Source organism: Hymenobacter negativus, assembly GCF_017571495.1.
In the GTDB taxonomy this organism is placed as follows: Bacteria; Bacteroidota; Bacteroidia; order Cytophagales; family Hymenobacteraceae; genus Hymenobacter; species Hymenobacter negativus.
Genome location: NZ_JAGETZ010000001.1, coordinates 207787 through 223510 on the forward strand (window position 1 = coordinate 207787; position 15724 = coordinate 223510).

General features: G+C 56.9%; 23 protein-coding genes. 13 read left to right on the top strand and 10 right to left on the bottom strand.

Annotation, left to right across the window (positions count from 1 at the left end):
- Positions 1–16: 16 nt before the first annotated feature.
- From J4E00_RS00915 to J4E00_RS00925, 3 genes are read right to left on the bottom strand one after another with little or no spacing between them, the layout of a single operon-like run.
- Entirely contained in the window at positions 17–2011 is a 1995-nt protein-coding gene (locus tag J4E00_RS00915; protein WP_208173127.1) for a DUF3732 domain-containing protein, read from the bottom strand.
- Positions 2011–2541, bottom strand: coding sequence for a three component ABC system middle component (locus tag J4E00_RS00920; RefSeq protein ID WP_208173128.1), 531 nt, complete (start codon positions 2539–2541; stop codon positions 2011–2013). The genes J4E00_RS00915 and J4E00_RS00920 overlap by 1 nt, the downstream gene beginning before the upstream one ends.
- On the bottom strand, positions 2525–3757 hold the full coding sequence (locus tag J4E00_RS00925) for an ABC-three component system protein (protein ID WP_208173129.1): 1233 nt from the start codon (positions 3755–3757) through the stop codon (positions 2525–2527). The genes J4E00_RS00920 and J4E00_RS00925 overlap by 17 nt, the downstream gene beginning before the upstream one ends.
- A gap of 110 nt (positions 3758–3867) precedes the next feature.
- Here J4E00_RS00925 and J4E00_RS00930 point away from each other — a divergent pair, with 110 nt between their 5' ends.
- Positions 3868–5280 (top strand): phage integrase SAM-like domain-containing protein, encoded by a 1413-nt coding sequence (locus J4E00_RS00930; RefSeq protein WP_208173130.1) that lies wholly within the window; start codon positions 3868–3870, stop codon positions 5278–5280.
- Positions 5281–5374: 94 nt separating this feature from the next.
- Here J4E00_RS00930 and J4E00_RS00935 read toward each other — a convergent pair whose 3' ends face one another.
- The gene (locus J4E00_RS00935) at positions 5375–6430 is read right to left on the bottom strand and encodes a hypothetical protein (protein ID WP_208173131.1); all 1056 of its coding nucleotides are present in this window, start codon (positions 6428–6430) and stop codon (positions 5375–5377) included.
- Between the two features lie 18 nt (positions 6431–6448).
- On the opposite strand from J4E00_RS00935, the gene J4E00_RS00940 reads away from it, so the two are divergent.
- Positions 6449–6796, top strand: a complete 348-nt coding sequence (locus J4E00_RS00940; RefSeq protein WP_208173132.1) for a hypothetical protein — start codon at positions 6449–6451, stop codon at positions 6794–6796.
- A gap of 112 nt (positions 6797–6908) precedes the next feature.
- Here the strand turns inward: J4E00_RS00940 and J4E00_RS00945 are convergent, their stop codons facing one another.
- Positions 6909–7292: a hypothetical protein gene (locus tag J4E00_RS00945; protein WP_208173133.1), complete on the bottom strand. Its 384-nt coding sequence runs from the start codon at positions 7290–7292 to the stop codon at positions 6909–6911.
- Between the two features lie 433 nt (positions 7293–7725).
- On the opposite strand from J4E00_RS00945, the gene J4E00_RS29775 reads away from it, so the two are divergent.
- From J4E00_RS29775 to J4E00_RS00985, 9 genes are all read left to right on the top strand, one after another.
- Positions 7726–7854 (top strand): hypothetical protein, encoded by a 129-nt coding sequence (locus J4E00_RS29775; RefSeq protein ID WP_262898378.1) that lies wholly within the window; start codon positions 7726–7728, stop codon positions 7852–7854.
- Between the two features lie 30 nt (positions 7855–7884).
- Complete coding sequence (locus J4E00_RS00950; protein ID WP_208173134.1) at positions 7885–8289, top strand: SRPBCC family protein; 405 nt, start codon at positions 7885–7887, stop codon at positions 8287–8289.
- A 147-nt stretch (positions 8290–8436) separates the two neighbouring features.
- The gene (locus J4E00_RS00955) at positions 8437–8790 is read left to right on the top strand and encodes a hypothetical protein (protein WP_208173135.1); all 354 of its coding nucleotides are present in this window, start codon (positions 8437–8439) and stop codon (positions 8788–8790) included.
- A 220-nt stretch (positions 8791–9010) separates the two neighbouring features.
- Complete coding sequence (locus J4E00_RS00960) at positions 9011–9214, top strand: hypothetical protein (protein ID WP_208173136.1); 204 nt, start codon at positions 9011–9013, stop codon at positions 9212–9214.
- 23 nt (positions 9215–9237) lie between these two features.
- The gene (locus J4E00_RS00965) at positions 9238–9402 is read left to right on the top strand and encodes a DUF3606 domain-containing protein (RefSeq protein WP_208173137.1); all 165 of its coding nucleotides are present in this window, start codon (positions 9238–9240) and stop codon (positions 9400–9402) included.
- A gap of 156 nt (positions 9403–9558) precedes the next feature.
- Positions 9559–10224 (top strand): porin family protein, encoded by a 666-nt coding sequence (locus J4E00_RS00970; protein WP_208173138.1) that lies wholly within the window; start codon positions 9559–9561, stop codon positions 10222–10224.
- 253 nt (positions 10225–10477) lie between these two features.
- Positions 10478–10876, top strand: coding sequence for a hypothetical protein (locus tag J4E00_RS00975; RefSeq protein ID WP_208173139.1), 399 nt, complete (start codon positions 10478–10480; stop codon positions 10874–10876).
- A 69-nt stretch (positions 10877–10945) separates the two neighbouring features.
- The gene (locus tag J4E00_RS00980) at positions 10946–11269 is read left to right on the top strand and encodes a hypothetical protein (RefSeq protein WP_208173140.1); all 324 of its coding nucleotides are present in this window, start codon (positions 10946–10948) and stop codon (positions 11267–11269) included.
- 257 nt (positions 11270–11526) lie between these two features.
- On the top strand, positions 11527–11757 hold the full coding sequence (locus J4E00_RS00985) for a hypothetical protein (protein WP_208173141.1): 231 nt from the start codon (positions 11527–11529) through the stop codon (positions 11755–11757).
- A 344-nt stretch (positions 11758–12101) separates the two neighbouring features.
- On the opposite strand, the gene J4E00_RS00990 is transcribed toward J4E00_RS00985, so the two are convergent.
- The 4 genes from J4E00_RS00990 to J4E00_RS01005 all read right to left on the bottom strand — a co-directional run bounded on the left by J4E00_RS00990 (position 12102) and on the right by J4E00_RS01005 (position 13758).
- On the bottom strand, positions 12102–12548 hold the full coding sequence (locus J4E00_RS00990) for a MarR family winged helix-turn-helix transcriptional regulator (protein ID WP_208173142.1): 447 nt from the start codon (positions 12546–12548) through the stop codon (positions 12102–12104).
- Positions 12541–12972, bottom strand: coding sequence for an EVE domain-containing protein (locus J4E00_RS00995; protein WP_208173143.1), 432 nt, complete (start codon positions 12970–12972; stop codon positions 12541–12543). The genes J4E00_RS00990 and J4E00_RS00995 overlap by 8 nt, the downstream gene beginning before the upstream one ends.
- On the bottom strand, positions 12969–13340 hold the full coding sequence (locus tag J4E00_RS01000; RefSeq protein WP_208173144.1) for a VOC family protein: 372 nt from the start codon (positions 13338–13340) through the stop codon (positions 12969–12971). The genes J4E00_RS00995 and J4E00_RS01000 overlap by 4 nt, the downstream gene beginning before the upstream one ends.
- Positions 13341–13554: 214 nt before the next feature.
- Complete coding sequence (locus tag J4E00_RS01005; RefSeq protein WP_208173145.1) at positions 13555–13758, bottom strand: hypothetical protein; 204 nt, start codon at positions 13756–13758, stop codon at positions 13555–13557.
- 291 nt (positions 13759–14049) lie between these two features.
- Here J4E00_RS01005 and J4E00_RS01010 point away from each other — a divergent pair, with 291 nt between their 5' ends.
- A complete protein-coding gene (locus J4E00_RS01010) occupies positions 14050–14418 on the top strand; it encodes a hypothetical protein (protein ID WP_208173146.1) in 369 nt (122 codons plus the stop codon).
- On the opposite strand, the gene J4E00_RS01015 is transcribed toward J4E00_RS01010, so the two are convergent.
- Entirely contained in the window at positions 14415–14936 is a 522-nt protein-coding gene (locus J4E00_RS01015) for a hypothetical protein (protein WP_208173147.1), read from the bottom strand. The two genes, J4E00_RS01010 and J4E00_RS01015, sit on opposite strands and share 4 nt — an antisense overlap.
- Positions 14937–15043: 107 nt before the next feature.
- Here J4E00_RS01015 and J4E00_RS01020 point away from each other — a divergent pair, with 107 nt between their 5' ends.
- Positions 15044–15664, top strand: a complete 621-nt coding sequence (locus J4E00_RS01020; RefSeq protein ID WP_208173148.1) for a hypothetical protein — start codon at positions 15044–15046, stop codon at positions 15662–15664.
- Positions 15665–15724 lie beyond the last annotated feature (60 nt).

Below are 15724 nucleotides of genomic sequence, written 5' to 3' on the forward strand. Positions count from 1 at the left end.
TATCATCAATCCGGCGTTAAGTATTAAGCCAATCGACTGGAATCAGCGCCTTTCCATTGACCCAAGGCTCTTCCACCAGTGCAGCCTGAAACTCCGGCATGTCCAAGTTGGCATGTTCGGTTACAATAAGTTGTATGTTAGGACTTAGCTCCTGCACCCGTTTAAACAAAAACTCGAAGAAGCGCAGCACCGCTGCTTCATCGGCCCCAGCGCCAGCAGCGCGCATATCTTCTACCGTAACCAAGTTACGCTGCCCCTGCAGCGATGGAAAATAGACTTGAGAGGGCTGGTCGAGCACGAGTAGGCCCGGTACTGGCCGCTCATTTTCGATGAAGTAGCGATGCAAGGCCATCAGGCAAATCAGGTGGCAGCCCAGCGCATTTGAGCCTCCCCCCATCACGTCCATTGGAATACGTCCCCGGTTATCGGCGACTACCGTCATGAGGCGGTAATCGAGCCGGTGCGGGTGCCCCCGGTGACCCATCTGCAATTCACTGGCCCACTGCGTCATGTACGATGCCACCACACTCAGCGCAGATTCTACTTGCGGAATGACTTCCATACTGGCTATCTCTTCCTCCAGTTCCTGAATAAGTTGCTCGCCTTTTTTAATGCTTGCCCGGATAGCATCTCCATCCTCGAGCAGTTGAAGGCTGCGCAGGTGTTCCTCTGTGCGCCCTACCAAGCGGGAAACTTCAATCTCCCGGTCGCGCAGCACCGCACTGGCCGTCTGCGCCCGGTTCAGGTCAACCACTCGCTGCTCCGCTAGGCGGCGGTTGGTACGTACGTCCTCAAGTTGATTGCGCAATTCATTTAAGTGCTGCTCCAATTGCGGGCGTTCCCGTTGCACCCCCTGCAAGCTCGCCTCCATGCGGGCCAGCGCGGTGGTAAGGGCCGCAACGGAAGGCGGCGGAACGTCGAGTTCGGCTTCGCAAAGCGGGCACTGCGTTCCATGCGCCGCTTCGTGCCCAAATACTCGCACCGCCTGCAGGCGGTCGGCATGCTCGTGAGCAGCCGATGAGTACTCGTTGGCCTGCCGCTGGTAACGCTCAATTTCCTCAATCTCGCGCAGTTTATCGCGAAAGTCGCGCCCTATCTCCTGCGCTTGCTCGCGCTCACGCTCCAAGGGGCTATTCTGTATAGCCACCGCAGGGCTTGTGCTGAATTGCCACGTCAAAAAGCTCTGCAGCACAGGCAGTAGGCTTTCGTCGGGTACTGCGGCGGCCGAGGCTATCATTTCCAACTGCTGCGCCTGCAGCAGTAACGTCCGAAATCCCTGGTTACGCTGAGCCTGCTGGCGGTTAAGGTTTCGGCTTTGGCTCAGCAGTTGCCGCATTCTGGCTTGGTAGCGCTCTAGTTCCTGTTTCTTGGTCCACTGCTCATCCTGCACGGCTCCCAAAAAGTAAAACAGCGAGTCGCGTAGGTGGCGTTCGTACCCCTTGTCATCCTGCCGCCAGAACAAGTGGTTTTTATTAGCTACCAGCCCCTGCTCTTGGAATAGAAATGCTTTTGCGTGCTGTACAGTGGCTTGTTTTGGCTCTTGGTTGGGGCCGCTTGGGCTCAGCGCCCGGTTTTCGGTAATCTTCAGCAAACTCGACAACGTCTGCGTTACTGCCTTATCAGTACTATTTGGCCGCAACTCTTTCAGGGTCGGGAGCTGGATAAACGTGTCTTCCGCTAGATAAGCTTCTAATTGTGAGTCTCCATTCTCTTTGGGTGGCGGCTTGGCAATGAATACCTGCGTCCAACCCACCTGCAGCACAACGCCGTACCAGGCTACTACGCCCATATTGACGCCTTTGAACATCTTGAAATCGGAGCGTCCCAGGCAATAATCCAAGACGTTAATGATGGAAGACTTGCCCGTTTCTGATTCGCCAGTAATAATGTTGACGCGCCCTAGTTTAAAAGGCAGAATGCGTTTTTCTCCTTCGTAGTTGTAGAGCACAATGGCCCGGACCTGCATGGTGGCAGGTGGAGAATAAAAGAAGGGGTAGAATTGGTAGTCCATTAGTACACTTTAACGCCCCAAGCGGCGAGAATAGTAGCAGTCGTTCCAGCGTCGGCAAACCATCGACCAACGAAATCTGCTTTTTTTAGGCATTTAGCCACTTCTGATTTCGCGTCTACTTCTTTTTCGTAGGGTTTCGGCCGCCGCACTCCTACTGTAAGAAGTCCTGCTTCATCGACCTGCAGCACTTGGTGTTGCAACCCAAAGAGGAGAGCTTCTCTGGTAATGGGCACCATGTTTTGCATTCGGTCCGCGAAGCCCACGCGTAGGTGGTGGTGTCGCTGTATCCACACATGAAATTTGCTGGCAACCCCAACCGGTAGCAGCTCTCTTGTTGCCTTATGTAGCACGATTGGCAGCACCAGAAACAACATGGAGTAATCCATCCCCTGATGGGTAACTTTCTGGTAAGCCTGGACCGTTTGCCGCACGATTAATGCACAGAAGGCTGGGTTGAACAAATTAGCTACTTCAAACGGTCGCTGTTCCCACGGTACAGCTATCTTGGTAGCGCTACGCACTGGGTTCATTGGACTCGGATAAATTGTTCAAGAAATTTGGATGCCAGTGCACCTCCGGCAGCTTCTTATCTGCCAACAGATGATAGCTGCCGTGGGTCACGTAGTCGTCTTTAGCCAAGATGGTATCGCGAATGGGAAAATTTGATTCCTCTGCCCAGTCCAACACATCCCTACCAAATTCAGCACATTTAGACTCCTTGTGCATCTTTTCAAAAAATCTCTTTTTACGCTTGAGTTTGGTGCGGTACTCATCCCATTTCTCCTGTAGCGTGCGGTCGTAGTTAAGTAGCTCGCCGTCAACTAGCAAATCTTCTTTGGCCCATATAGTGCGTTGGTTAAAAGCCCGATACAGCTTTCTAATCGAGATTCGTACTTGATTAGGGTCCACATCCAAGCACTGTAGTTGCCGCACAAACATGCGCCCTTTCTGCGCATCATAGAATTCCTCACTGGGTTCTTCACTACGAAACTGCGTTGGCAGATTATCCCGTTGGTACTGCGAGCTTATTTCGTAAAGCATGTTGTTTACATCAATCCATTTTATGGCATAAGCTACATGCGGCTCCACTGATTTCTCTGAATTCAGCAGCAACTGCTTCACGACTTTGCCTTCCCACCAGCCGAGCAAGGACTGGGAAATGAATTGCACCTTATCCGTGAGCCGCCCCAATTTGAGCATATCGATGATATGCTGCTCTAACTTATCTATTGCTGGAGCCCTATCAACTAGTACAATGGCCCTAACGAGCTGATTCTTTTGCCTAGTAGTTAAGCCATTAAAAGCAGCTAATGCGTCACCTAGCTCTTCGTTTTTTATATTCGCTGCCACTTCTAGCAGCTTTTCCAGCGCTTTATCTGGGTCTCGCTTATCGTCATTGCGAAGCAGCGAAGCAATTGAGCCAGTCGCAGCAGTCGCAGTCGTTATTAAAGTAAGTTTAGTAGTTGCCGGCTTCCACTTTTTCTGTTTGAGAGCAGTGCTCCAGATTCGTAGCGTCTTCCACAAGTCGGAGCTTTTATCGGTCAGCTTAGCGCCCTTTTTGATGTGGCTCTTGAGTTGTTGTAGCTTTTTACCCTGAGTGTTTTTTAACTCAATATCATCCAGCCCCTCAATGATTACGGTGGCTTCTTCGTCTGTTTCCTGCAGCAACGTATAGAGCGCAAAATGTGCTTGGTACATATAGCCAAGCATTTGCGGAGCGGCAGAGTGTTGACCCTTCTTGGCCATAGAGGTAGTGCGACGGATTAGCCGCTAACAGGCTGTTTAAAAGCATCCGCAATCTAACTACTTAATCGTAATTACATACTTACGAGCGGTTCTTTCTACCTTGCCCGCCTATGGAAGTCACCCGCCAGCTCCGCCTCGACTTGCTCAGCAAAAAAGGCCTGGCCCCCATCCAACTCACCTTCTGCTGGGAAGGCCAGCGCCTGCGCCGGGGCTCGGGCGAAAAGTGCGAACCCAAGCACTGGAACCCGAAACGCGAGGAGGTAAAGCCTGTGCCCGGCAATTTTGCCGACGAAACCAATCTGGTGCTGGAGCGCTACACCCAAGCCGCGCAGGCCGCCCACAAAGCGGCCGAAGCCACCCGCACCAAGCTGGGCAAGGCGGAAATGGGGGCCGAAATCACCCGGCGCTTCGCCCTGCTTGCCGCCGGCGACGAGGTGCAAGCCGAAGCCCCCGAAATCCTGCCCCTGCCGCAGGTGGCAGCCCCCGAGCCCACCCTGCTGGCGTACTACGACCAGTGGCTGGGCGAGCAAACTCGCCGCACCAGCAACAAAACCGGCAAGGGCCTGAGCGCTTCGTACCTGGCCAGCCTGGCCAACACCCGTGACGTGCTCGAAGACTTTGCCGCGCAAGAAGCCGCGCCCCTGGCCTGGGCTACCGTGGACCACGCGTGGTATGCGCGCTTCAGTGAGTTCTTTTACAAAGGCAGCTGGGGTACGTCGGTCAATACCTTCGGCAAGCACGTGCGCCACCTCAAATCGTTTCTGGCCTGGGCCGAAGACCGCGAGCTGCCCGTCAACCGCAAGTACCGCAAGTTCGAAGCCCCCGACGAGTACATTGGCGTCGATGCCCTCAGCCAGGCCGAACTGCTGCGCCTGGCCGCCGTGGACTTCCGCACCGAAGAAGCCCGCACCTACGTACGCCAGCAGTTCGAAGCCCTCGACCCCGCCCTGCAGGCGCTGGCCCCCGCCAAGAAAGGCATGCGCACGAGCCAGGCCGACCCCCACCGGGTGGCCGAGCGGCTGCGCATGCTGGAGTGGGCCCGCGACAAGATGCTCCAGTGCTGCTACCTGGGCCTGCGCATTTCGGACGCCGACAAGCTCAGCCCGCGGCAGATTAGCGGCCAGCTGGTGAAGCTCAAGGCCACCAAAACCCGCAAGGACTGCTACATCCCTTTCTTCGACGACGACGTGTTCCGGCCGGTGGCGCTCGTTGAAAAGTACGCGCCCCTGGGCCTGGCCACGTGCCTGCCGGTGGTCAACGGCCTCTCCGACTACCTGCCCCACGTGCAGCACCTGGCCGGCCTGACGCGTTTCAAGCTCACGAGCAAAATCGGCCGCAAAACCTTCGTCACCCTCAAGATTAGCCAGGGCGTGCCCCGGGCCCAGGTGATGCAGGCCACCGGGCATTTGACCGAGGCCAGCTTCAACCGCTACCTGGGTGTGGTGGAAGAAGAGTTGCTCGAATCCTTCCGCAAAACGGCGCGCCGCAAACCGGGCCCGGACGCCACGGCTACGGCGGCATAGGACCGGTTCAGTACACAAAAAAGCCCTCCGCGTAATCTCGGAGGGCTTTCTTGCGCTTGCCTTACGTCAAGCTTCTAGGCGCTGGGCCTAGGCCTCACGGGTTGAGGTTGGTGGCAGAATAATTCAGGTACCGGAAATTCGACTGCGACGTGTTCCAGTTCACGGAATTGGAAACGGTGCCCGACAAGGTGACGTTGTCGATGTGGTCGGCGGTGATAATGCCGCAGCTCAGATACATTTCCGTGTTATCCGAACTCGACTTTCCGGCTACGGTCCAGTCCGCCGACGTCGGGCCGTATACGCCGATGGCGTAGGGTACCGGCAACTGGCCGTTACCGTCCCAATGCAAGCTCATGGTCGAGAACGTTTTGTTGGCATTGTCCCCCGCCTGCCGCCACCAGGTTACGCTTGTCTTCGAATAGAGCAGCGTGTTGGTCAGGTACACCTCGGCCGCCGTCTGCCCGTTGTAGTTGTAGGTCGAGCGCACCCCAAACCGGGTGCGGTACTTAAAGTAGAAGTTGTTGCCCTGGTACCACTGGTACTGCACGTTGTCGTCCACGTAGTCCAGGCCCGCCAGGGTTTTGTTCGCCGTTGAGCCACCTTCCTTCGGCTCCCCGCGCAGCTGCTGAGGCGGGTGCTCGCTGAAGACTGAAATTTTGAGCGTTGGCGAGGCCGTGGCGTGCCCCGTGGCGATGGCTTGCCGGACACTCCGAATGGTGGCTTCGTCGGGGTTGGTCAGCGAATAAAGCACGTTGTGGGAGAAGATGTGCACCTGCTGGCCCACCTGGTAGAGGCCGTCGCGGTTGAGCAGGGCCAGAAAGTAGCGGTCCACTGGGTGCTCGCCGTCGGGCTTGTCGAGCAGGGCTGCCTCCGTGGCGGCAGCCGGCAGGGCCTCAAAGCCGGGGAACTTGCCTTGCCAGGCAGCCAGCTCCGCGGCATTGTAGTTGGCCAGTTGGCTGACGGTTTTCATCCAGGCCAGGTCGGAGGCGAACACCAAGCGGCCATCCTGCACGCGCACGTCGGGGGTGGTCACGGCCGGGGCTTGCGGGCTCACCTCAGCCGCGTCTTTCTTTTCGCAGGCAGTTAGCAGCAGGGCACACGCGCAGGCGCCCAGCGCGGTGGAGGAGCGTAAAATACGGGTAAAGTTCATTAGCTCGGAAGGTTGTGTATGGAAGAGAAAAAGATGAACAAATGCGCATTTGTTGAGCACAAATCTCTTGTTCAGCCTCCTGCAAAGAAAGGAAAGTATGGGGCTGATTGTGACATGAACAATCCTGATATAACCTGGCATTTTTTTAATAGCCACCTGTTCCAGCCCGGCATATGGCCCGGCTCCCAGCCGAAAAAAAAGGGTACTTTTGACATCGCCCCTGAAGGCCTCTGCATGCCCTGCGCTGGCGTTTCTGTGGCAAAAATCAGTGGCACGAGCGCGCGCAACGCTGCGGCACCTCGCCAAACGTCACGGCGTAAAACCGCGATTCCAGCCAATGAGAGTATTTTAATTAAGCTAGCTTAAGCCACACTAAGCCGCCTGACGTCCCGTCCAGACCGCTACCGTTTGCGAAAAGGCCATTTCCAGTGCGGAAATGGCCTTTTTTATTGCCCAAACAAAAAAGGGTGGCAGTCAGTTATCCATTTGCCACATACTTGGCCACGGTACTGGGCGAAATTCCGAGGGTACGGGCGATGAAACCGTTCGACTTACCCTCCCCTTTCAGGACCCGCGCCTGCTCCACCACCGCTGTGACTTTCGTCGGGGCACCGAGTTTGATGCCTGCAGCCTTCTTCTTGGCCAGCGCGGCCTTGGGGTTCTCCGAAATCTTAATCAGGTCCAGCGCCACGAGGTGCTCCAGGTTCATCACCCGGTCGATGCGCACGTTGTTCAGCATGGATGTCTTGGCCTCGTAGCCATCGCGCACGGCAGTATCGACGGCATCGCTGGGCAGGTCCTCGATGACGAGGGACAGCAGCCGCAGGTATTTCTGGCGCTCGGTCATAATTGTGTTTGGCACAGTTTATCCAGCATGCGCTTAATTGCGCTCAGTTCTGTACACGCCACAAACACACGGGCACTTATTCAAAAGAAATTAATCACTTTTGATAAACACAAAAAAGGATTAATCCAAAGTGAGTAAAGAAACTATTAATCAGAGACTAAAATTTCTAGTAGAAAGCTTATCTACTAGTGTAAGAGTTTTTAGCGAAGCTATCGGAGATAGCTCAAGCAATACAAACAACTACATAGGCTCTAGACAGACAGAGCCAAAACCGGAGTATTTATCTAAAGTGGTTAATCATTTTAGAAGTGTCAACGCTCACCGGCTTCTAACTGGTGAAGGCGACCCTTTCCTTTCCAGCGCCCCACTTATCCTCTCTACCAACCTCGATGCGAAAAAAAATTCCCGCAACCAAGTCCAGGTTGCCGGTGCCAACCAGCAAGGCTCGATGAGCATCGCCGACTCGGCTGCTCTGGAAAAGGACCTAGCCGCCGCCCGCAAAGAAATTGCGCTCCTTACCAGCCATCTGGCCGATAAGGAGCGCATCATTCAGCTGCTGGAGCGGGGTAGCAAGTAGCAACTGTTTAATCGTTTACCTTTCTCCTGCATGGCTGATACCCTCACCAAAACCGTCAACATCCGGACCAGCCCCGAGCGGGTATGGGAATACCTCAACGACCTATCGAAGTGGCCGGAATGGGCCATTCACAACGTTTTCAGCGCTTCTCCCGGTCCGGACGGGTACTGGCACATGAAAGGCCCCCGCGGGACCCAACACGTCAAAATGATGTCGCACAAAGCGCTCGGCATCCTCGACCAAGAGTTTAACGACCCGGTGGAGGGCAATTGGCTAGTGCCGTGCCGGGTAGTGGCTGGCAACGAAGGGGCCCACTTCATGATGAGCTTCACCAAGCCGGCCGAAATGCCCGAAGAGCCCTTCTACCAAGCCGTTGCGCTCATCGAACAGGAGATGGCAAAACTCAAGGAAATACTGGAGGACGCCCAGAGTTAACCACAACACTCCTCACCAGCCAGCTGACCGATGAAAAGCGCACGATTGAAATCCTGCTCGATAAGGGCGGGAAGTAACTATCAAACTGAAGCCTCCGGCGCGGGGACATAACCGGCCGAACTAACACCTACCTACTTTTCTTAAACAATGCCTGAATATGCTGTTCGCGTGGAATTACACCACGCTCATGCGACCGATTATGAGGTCCTGAATGACGAAATGGATAGCCGAGGATTTGTGCGTACGGCAAAGGCCACCAATGGCAAAACCTATCAGTTGCCATCGGCTGAGTACCGATTGTGGATGATGCTTTTACTCCAAGCAGACAACCTCACCAATGACGAAGCCACCCTTTTACACGTCCATACCCTAACAACGGAAGCGATTGCCGCGACCGTCGCCGCTTCTCAATTGAGCCGAAACACTTCCCTTCTAACAGGCTCCTGTGTAACCAGCAGAATCCTGTCGAGCCAGGTCTACAACCTGGAAGAAGTCTCTTAAAAAAATGATAACTTTTTGCTTAACTAAGCATGCAGCCCCAAGCCCCAGCGCCCCGAAAGAAAGCTCCTAAATGGCTTGTCATTGCCCTGGTTGTGGTCGTCGTGTTACGCCTGCTGCTGATGCTTTTCCAGGGAAGGGTGTAGCTTAGGCGGCTGATGCCTTGAAGTCCAAACCAGCCCCTGAAAACGTAGGTAGCTCCATTTCCACGTTTTCAGTGCCCATGAAACCCTTCCTGACCGATAGCTACGACGCGAAAAAAGAACTCCTGCAAGCCCTCTACGCCGACTACCAGCAGCTGCTGCTAGAGGAACCGGAAATAGCCGGCAAGCTGCGGTTTGAGTCCTTCCTCAAGTTCTCCGTGGACTTCGACCGGCAGCAGCGCCTCATGCAGCGCCGCCTCGACAACGCCCGCGCAATAGATTAACGGCCTGCCTCCTACCCTTTCCCATGCTCTTTCGCTCTCCCGCCGACCCTACCCGCATCAACCTGCAGTCCAGCAGTGAGGTTAACCACTGGTGCAACGTGCTGAACTGCACCGGAACCCGCCTACGCAACGCCGCCCTGGCCGTGGGCGCGCTCGTAGCCGACGTGCGCGCCTACCTGAGCCGCTGACGCAACCATTGCGGCGGCTGAGCGGTCATCCCCACGCAGGGTCCTTTCATCTGATGCGCCCGCTTTCCTTCCTACTGCTGAGCGCACCGGCCCCCGCGTAGGGCTGAATTTGTTGCGCGTTACATCCACTATCCTTCCACTGCTTTTCTTCTGCTCATGAAAATGCTGGTTTACGTTGCATTGCTGCCCATTGGTACAGGCGTGGCAAACGCCCAAGATGGTTTCTCCTTCGGCCCGCAGTTGGGCGGCAATCTCTCCATCCTCCACGCTTCAACCCACGCCACTACCCTGGGGCAGTTGCGCCCCGGCTTCGAGGCAGGCGTGTTGGCGGCCTGGCAGCACCAGCACTGGAGCCTGCAATCCGGCCTTTGCTTCTCCCAGCAAGGAACTTCCAATTATGCCAGGCCCTACACCTTAGTCGCGGAATCCATTGACTACCGGCTCAACTACCTGCAGCTGCCGCTCGCAGTAGCCTATGCCCTGCGCCCGACAGGTCGGGGCCTCCAGGTTTTTGCCGGCCCCTATCTCAGCCTGCTCGTGGGCGGCAAGCAGGACACTCGCGCTGGCAACGCCCCAGTGGTAAGCACGCCCGTGCGGCGCGCCGGCGGCACGCCTTCCTACGATAATGCGGTCTACACCCAAGGACTTGACGCGGGCCTGCAAGCAGGCTTGGGCTACCGCACGGAGCGCCTGCTTTTCCAAGCCAGTGCCAGCCTGGGCTTGCGTGACTTATCCGTTAGCCCTGCCGACGTGCTACATTCGCCGTATTACAGCCGGGGACTGCGCCTGAGCGTTGCTTACTTATTTCCGCCGAAGTCCTGACCGCAGCCCAGCCCGTGCCGGAGCTGAAGGTTTCTTTAGGCTCCCTGCATGAAAACCATCCGCCGGCTCCGCCGCAACGCCCTGGCCGCTGACGGCCCGACCACAATACGATGGAAGTAACCCGCCAGCTCCGCTTCGACCTGCTCACCAAAAACGGCCTGACCCCCATCCAGCTCGCCTTCTGCTGGAAAGGCCAGCGCCTGCGCCGGAGCACGGGCGAGAAGTGCGACCCCAAGCGCGAGGAAGTCAAGCCGTGCCCAGCAACTTCGCCGCCGCCACTAACCTGGTGCTCGAGCGCTACGCCCAGGCCGCGCAGGCCGCCGAGCACGCGGCCACCGCCACTCGCCAGAAGCTGGACAAGGCGCAGATGAGCGCCGAAATCAGCCGCCGCTACGCCCTATTCGCTGCCGGCAACGAGGCCCAGGCCAGTAGCGGGGAAGTAGTGCTCCTGCCCCAGGTGGAAGCCACCCCGCCCGGCGTGCTTGACTACTACGACCAGTGGCTGGGCGAGCAGACCCGTAAAACGTCGAATAAGTCGGGCCAGGACCTGAGCAAGTCCTACCTGGCCAGCCTGGCCAACACCCGCGATGTGCTCGAAGACTTTGCCGGGAAAGATGCGCCCCTCGCCCTCCCTGCCCTCGACCACGCCTAGTACGCCCGCTTCAGCGAGTTCCTCTTCGAGGACGACTGAGGCGAGTCGGTCAACACCTTCGGCAAGCACGTGCGCCACCTCAAGTCGTTTCTGGCCTGGGCCGAAGACCGAGAGCTGCCCGTCAACCGCAAATACCGCAAGTTTAAGGCACCTGACGAGTACCGGGGCGTCGATGCCCTCACCCAGGCCGGGCGGCTGCGCCTGGCCGCCGTGGACTTTCGCACCGAAGCCGCCCGCACCTACATGCGCCAGCAGTTCGAAGCCCTCGACCCCGCCCTGCAGGCGCTGGCCCCCGCCAAGAAAGGCATGCGCAAAAGCCAGGCCGACCCGCTGCGGGTGGCCGAGCGGTTGCGCATGCTGGAGTGGGCCCGCGACAAGCTGCTCCAGTGCTGATACCTGGGCCTGCGCATTTCGGACGCCGACAAGTGCAGCCCGCGCCAGCTGAACGACCAGTTGGTGAAGCTCAAGACCACCAAAACCCGCAAGGACTGCTACATCCCCTTTTTCGACGACGACGTGTTCCAGCTAATCAACGCGTTTTATATTAAGCGTAAACAGGCCACGCTACGCCGCCTGACGGCTAAGAAATTTAGGTGCTGGCAAGGTTTTTTCTGAGCCGGACCCGCTGCCGCTCCCACTGATTTTTATGTATGATGGCTTACCTATCGCTCGGTTTTGGTGATTCGCTCGTCTGCTTTGATACGCGAGGTGACACGGTTCTAAATTTTACTTACCGCATCGACCGCCAAGCCCATGCGGTAGTGCTGACCGATGTGCTAAAGAGAACAGTTTCTTGTCGCATTCTGAAGGCTACTACAGATAGCCTTATTTTCGCCAGTTTATGGGATTTTAAAACCGCACAACGATTTATCAAAGAATAAGGCTTGTTCTGGCGAACTCCCAACGGGTCGACTTTGTGAGGCAAAAGCTAGCATTTTACCATCCAATAAATAGAGTCAAAAAGTGACCCGGAAAACCTGTGTTTCCAGGCCGTTTGAGCATCCAGTAAAATCCTCCAGAATCAAGACCATTTGTTAGCGCATGGAGGGGGGTGGTAAAGACGCAATAAGTTGCGTCTCTACCACCAACAAGCTATCGATTAGCGCCCGCTTACTGGCTGTAAAGACGCAACTTATTGCGTCTCCCTGGATAAAATTCTGGCCAATAGGCTAGAGGCACCACGGGCCTCTGCCTTTATGCTAATGCACAGAATTAGCCAACGCTTTTACTGCATTAACCGACACAACAACTGGTTGAGAAGCACCGCATTCGATTGGACGGGGCCAAAGAAGGCAGCATCGACCTGCTCAACCACTGCATTGGCTTGCCGGAGCAAGGTTTTGCCGCTGAGGGTCAGTTGCAACTGCTTGGCTCGGCCGTCCTGCCGGTGGCTGAAGCGCTCAACCATCCCCTTCCGCTCAAGGGTTTGCAGCACTTTGGATGTCATCATCTTATCAGTATTCGCGTAGTCCGCCAGCCGCTGCTGCGTTACGACTTCGCCCTGTTGGCCAAGCCAGTATAATCCTGCCATCAGTGAGAATTGCGTTAAGGTTATGCCGACTGAGCGGAGTTGCTGGTTCATCTGCAACTGCCATCGCATCGTCACTTGCCAGAGCAGATACCCGGTTTTTTCCTCGGGCTGCACATAAGAGAATATTGGTTTTTCACTCATGGTGGTCTGCTACCATAGTCGCACGAATCAACGCAAAGTCAACGGCGGGGATATTGAAGCACCCGAACCGAAAACTGTATCCCCAGCGCTCTTTACGTTGAATGAACGTCAGTTGCGCCAGCAAAGGCTGGATGGCCACTTCGGTGACGGGCTGGTAGTGGACCATACGTCGGAAGGGCTCAAAACCAGGTTCTACGTAGACTTGAAATACGGGTTCATCGCTTACTTCCCCCAATGCTACAAAGCACTGGCAGGCAGCTGGCTGGTCATACGTTAGCTTGGGCGCGTATAGGATGATGCCATCGCCCGGCTGCATGAGACGCAACGGGCACGGCTTGCCATGGTTGACCTGGACGATGCCTTGCGCAACGCCGTGCAGGGCGTGGTCGCGGCTGGCGACCACCACCCAATACCGGCCACTCATGTGGTTTGCGTCTCTTGCAGGGTCAGCCAGTAGCCGTCCGGGTCGGCAATAATGGCTGTATTGCCAAAGGGCGTGGCCTGCAGGCCGCGTATCAAAGGAGCTTTGCCTTCCAGTCGTTCTAGAAAGGCCGCCAGCTCGCTCACGCCAAACCAGAGGGCTACCCCCCAGCCTAGCTGGCTTGTTGCCTGCAGGTCCACCAGCGGTTTGCGGATGGCGAATAGGGCACCACTCTGTGTGGCGAAAACGCAGGCATCTGGGGGCGACGGCGTCACCAGCTGGAAGCCAAGGACATCGGCATAAAACTGGCGGGAAGCATCAAGGTCGCTTACTTGGAGCGAAACGAAGCCTAGCTGTGTAGGGGTTGGCATAAAGGGAGCTTTTAGTAGTCGTGACTACCAAATGTAGCTGATACAATTGACATTTGAGAATCCTGCTCCGGCTTTGGCTGCCTACGTTGATAGTTGCAGCATGATTTTTCCTATGCCCCACCCTTGCCGTTGACTTGGCGTTCGTTTTTTACGCACTACTAACTAATTATATTACAGCATTTTAACAAGCTTGTCATTGTGCGCAGCAAAGTGGTTATTTCTGCCAACTCTCCGCAAATTCCTTCTTGGTCCAATAGCTCCAGAGCTTGGATACCGGATTGACGATTACGACCTCGCTCGGGTGCTCTTCGTCTTCGGCATCTGTTATGCCCAACTCCAGCTCATATTCTTTTCCATTGCGAAACCCGGCAAAGCCATCCATGCCGCGAAACGTGTACTTCTTCTTTTGAAATTCCATGCGGCAAAGGTAGAAGGGCAACCGAACGGGTGCTATTTGTTCTGCCCGAATGTCGTTTTCCAGCTGCCCCGCCACGATGTAGGCCAACTCGCCATTGGCCCCTCGGCCTGATGATAGACTTTTTGCCACCACTCCACGGCTGCAGCCTGGGGGTCGGCTCACAGCCGCTGCGATGCTGCACGCTTGCCCTGCCATACGCTACCGGCCACAGAGAAGCTGGCAACGCACCGCAGCTTCAGCAAAAGTGCCTGAACAGTGACTGGCAAACGAACCAGTCCGTATTAGAAGGCCATGGAAACACCTCCTAACCTGCCATCCCCAACAGAAACGCAACCGGGAGCAACGCATGAGCCGCCGGACCGCTCCGCGTGGCATACTGGGCTGCGCGCCCACTGGCTGGCGCTGGCGGCCTATGCCCTCTACGCCGGCCGCTGGGTGCAATACATTGGGGAGGCGCGGGCCTACCGCGCCCAGCCCACACCCGGCGGCGCAGGTGATGCGTTGGGCTGGCTACTACTGGGGCAGCTTGGGTTTGCCCTCCTGCTTGCCATTGCGCTATTGGGCAATGCCATCTGGCGGAAGCAGGGCCGCCTGTTTTATGTGGTGCTGACTTGTTTGGTGCTGCTGCCTTTTGTGCTGCAATATCTTATTGAAGGCTAACTGCGGCGGGTCGGAAAGCGGCGGGCCCCGGCCCGCAGCAGCCCATAGCACACCAGCAAGCCCAGCACGTTGTAGGGCACCGACAGCAGCACGATGAGCCAGCCCAGCGCCAGGCCGTCGCCGAAGCCATTCAGCAGCAGGATGCGGCCCCAGTTGGAGGGAAAATACCCGGCCTGCATGTCGTGCCACTCCCACAGCATGCCGCCCAGCGGCGCGCTTACTACCACCGTTGCCAGGGCTACCAAGCCTACTATCCCTACCTGGCCCCAACGCCCACGCCGCCCGAACGTGTCGGTGGCGCCCGCCGCCAGCGGGCCAAAACAGCCGCAGCACAGCGCGATGTAGGCCAAGGGGTGAGCGTCCTGATAAAGATACATGCCGTAGGGCGCCCCAAACACATGGTGCCCAGGTAGCAGCGCCCATAGCAAGCCATAGCCCACGGTAGCGCAACCGAAGGCAGTCAGCCAGTAAAAGATGATTCGCTTCAGCACCTCAGAGGCTTGGTTGATGACGGGCAAAGATAGAAAGCCGGGGCACCGCGCTGCTGGCCCCCGTTTGCGCTGCCAGCCCGGCGCGCAACACCCGCTGCGCCCGGCTCGTTAGCTCAACCATACCTTTCCTGCCAATGCCTACCAATACTTTCTATCTCGACGACGCCCGTACCGAGGCCGTTACAGCCAGCTGGAATATGTTTTTCCGCAACTTTCGCCTTGACTATCAGGGCCAGGAGCTGGGCCGCCTCACTCCGGCCGAACTGAAAGCCGGCCACGAGTTTGCCCTGCCCGATGGCCGCCGTCTACTGGTGCGGCTCCAGCAAAAGTTTGGGGCGCAGGGCCTTGACTTTCAGGTGGACGGGCGGCCCCTCGGCGGCACCATCAACGACCCGCTCACCCAAATCAAGACCGCTTTTGTGGCTATTATGCTCATCGCGGGCCTGAACGTGGTGTTGTCGGTGATGGCAATGCTGGGAAGTGTCGAATTCCTGGTAGCCATCGGCTTCGGCGGGGGCACCCTGGCCGAGGGCTTGGTTTATGCCGGCTTGGGCTGGCTGGGCAAGTTTCGGCGGGCAGCTTGGGCGTTCTACGCGGCCTTAGGCCTGCTGGTGCTCGATGGCGTGATGCTGCTGGGCAGCGACCAGGGCTCGGCAGGCATGGTGGTGCGCGTGCTGCTGGGAATCGCCATCTACCGGGGTGCTACGGCAGCGCGCCAGCTTCGCACAACTGCCGGTGTGGTTAATACTGATTAAGTTTTCCGGGCCACGGCCCGTCCTTTAACCAAGCGCATTATTCGTCTTTCCCGTCTCTGC

Coding starts and splice junctions, on each gene's coding strand:
- J4E00_RS00915 (WP_208173127.1), bottom strand. CDS start 2,011: ATGGACTACCAATTCTACCCCTTCTTTTATTCTCCACCTGCCACCATG.
- J4E00_RS00920 (WP_208173128.1), bottom strand. CDS start 2,541: ATGAACCCAGTGCGTAGCGCTACCAAGATAGCTGTACCGTGGGAACAG.
- J4E00_RS00925 (WP_208173129.1), bottom strand. CDS start 3,757: ATGGCCAAGAAGGGTCAACACTCTGCCGCTCCGCAAATGCTTGGCTAT.
- J4E00_RS00930 (WP_208173130.1), top strand. CDS start 3,868: ATGGAAGTCACCCGCCAGCTCCGCCTCGACTTGCTCAGCAAAAAAGGC.
- J4E00_RS00935 (WP_208173131.1), bottom strand. CDS start 6,430: ATGAACTTTACCCGTATTTTACGCTCCTCCACCGCGCTGGGCGCCTGC.
- J4E00_RS00940 (WP_208173132.1), top strand. CDS start 6,449: ATGGAAGAGAAAAAGATGAACAAATGCGCATTTGTTGAGCACAAATCT.
- J4E00_RS29775 (WP_262898378.1), top strand. CDS start 7,726: ATGAGCATCGCCGACTCGGCTGCTCTGGAAAAGGACCTAGCCGCCGCC.
- J4E00_RS00950 (WP_208173134.1), top strand. CDS start 7,885: ATGGCTGATACCCTCACCAAAACCGTCAACATCCGGACCAGCCCCGAG.
- J4E00_RS00955 (WP_208173135.1), top strand. CDS start 8,437: ATGCCTGAATATGCTGTTCGCGTGGAATTACACCACGCTCATGCGACC.
- J4E00_RS00960 (WP_208173136.1), top strand. CDS start 9,011: ATGAAACCCTTCCTGACCGATAGCTACGACGCGAAAAAAGAACTCCTG.
- J4E00_RS00965 (WP_208173137.1), top strand. CDS start 9,238: ATGCTCTTTCGCTCTCCCGCCGACCCTACCCGCATCAACCTGCAGTCC.
- J4E00_RS00970 (WP_208173138.1), top strand. CDS start 9,559: ATGAAAATGCTGGTTTACGTTGCATTGCTGCCCATTGGTACAGGCGTG.
- J4E00_RS00985 (WP_208173141.1), top strand. CDS start 11,527: ATGATGGCTTACCTATCGCTCGGTTTTGGTGATTCGCTCGTCTGCTTT.
- J4E00_RS00990 (WP_208173142.1), bottom strand. CDS start 12,548: ATGAGTGAAAAACCAATATTCTCTTATGTGCAGCCCGAGGAAAAAACC.
- J4E00_RS00995 (WP_208173143.1), bottom strand. CDS start 12,972: ATGAGTGGCCGGTATTGGGTGGTGGTCGCCAGCCGCGACCACGCCCTG.
- J4E00_RS01000 (WP_208173144.1), bottom strand. CDS start 13,340: ATGCCAACCCCTACACAGCTAGGCTTCGTTTCGCTCCAAGTAAGCGAC.
- J4E00_RS01005 (WP_208173145.1), bottom strand. CDS start 13,758: ATGGAATTTCAAAAGAAGAAGTACACGTTTCGCGGCATGGATGGCTTT.
- J4E00_RS01010 (WP_208173146.1), top strand. CDS start 14,050: ATGGAAACACCTCCTAACCTGCCATCCCCAACAGAAACGCAACCGGGA.
- J4E00_RS01020 (WP_208173148.1), top strand. CDS start 15,044: ATGCCTACCAATACTTTCTATCTCGACGACGCCCGTACCGAGGCCGTT.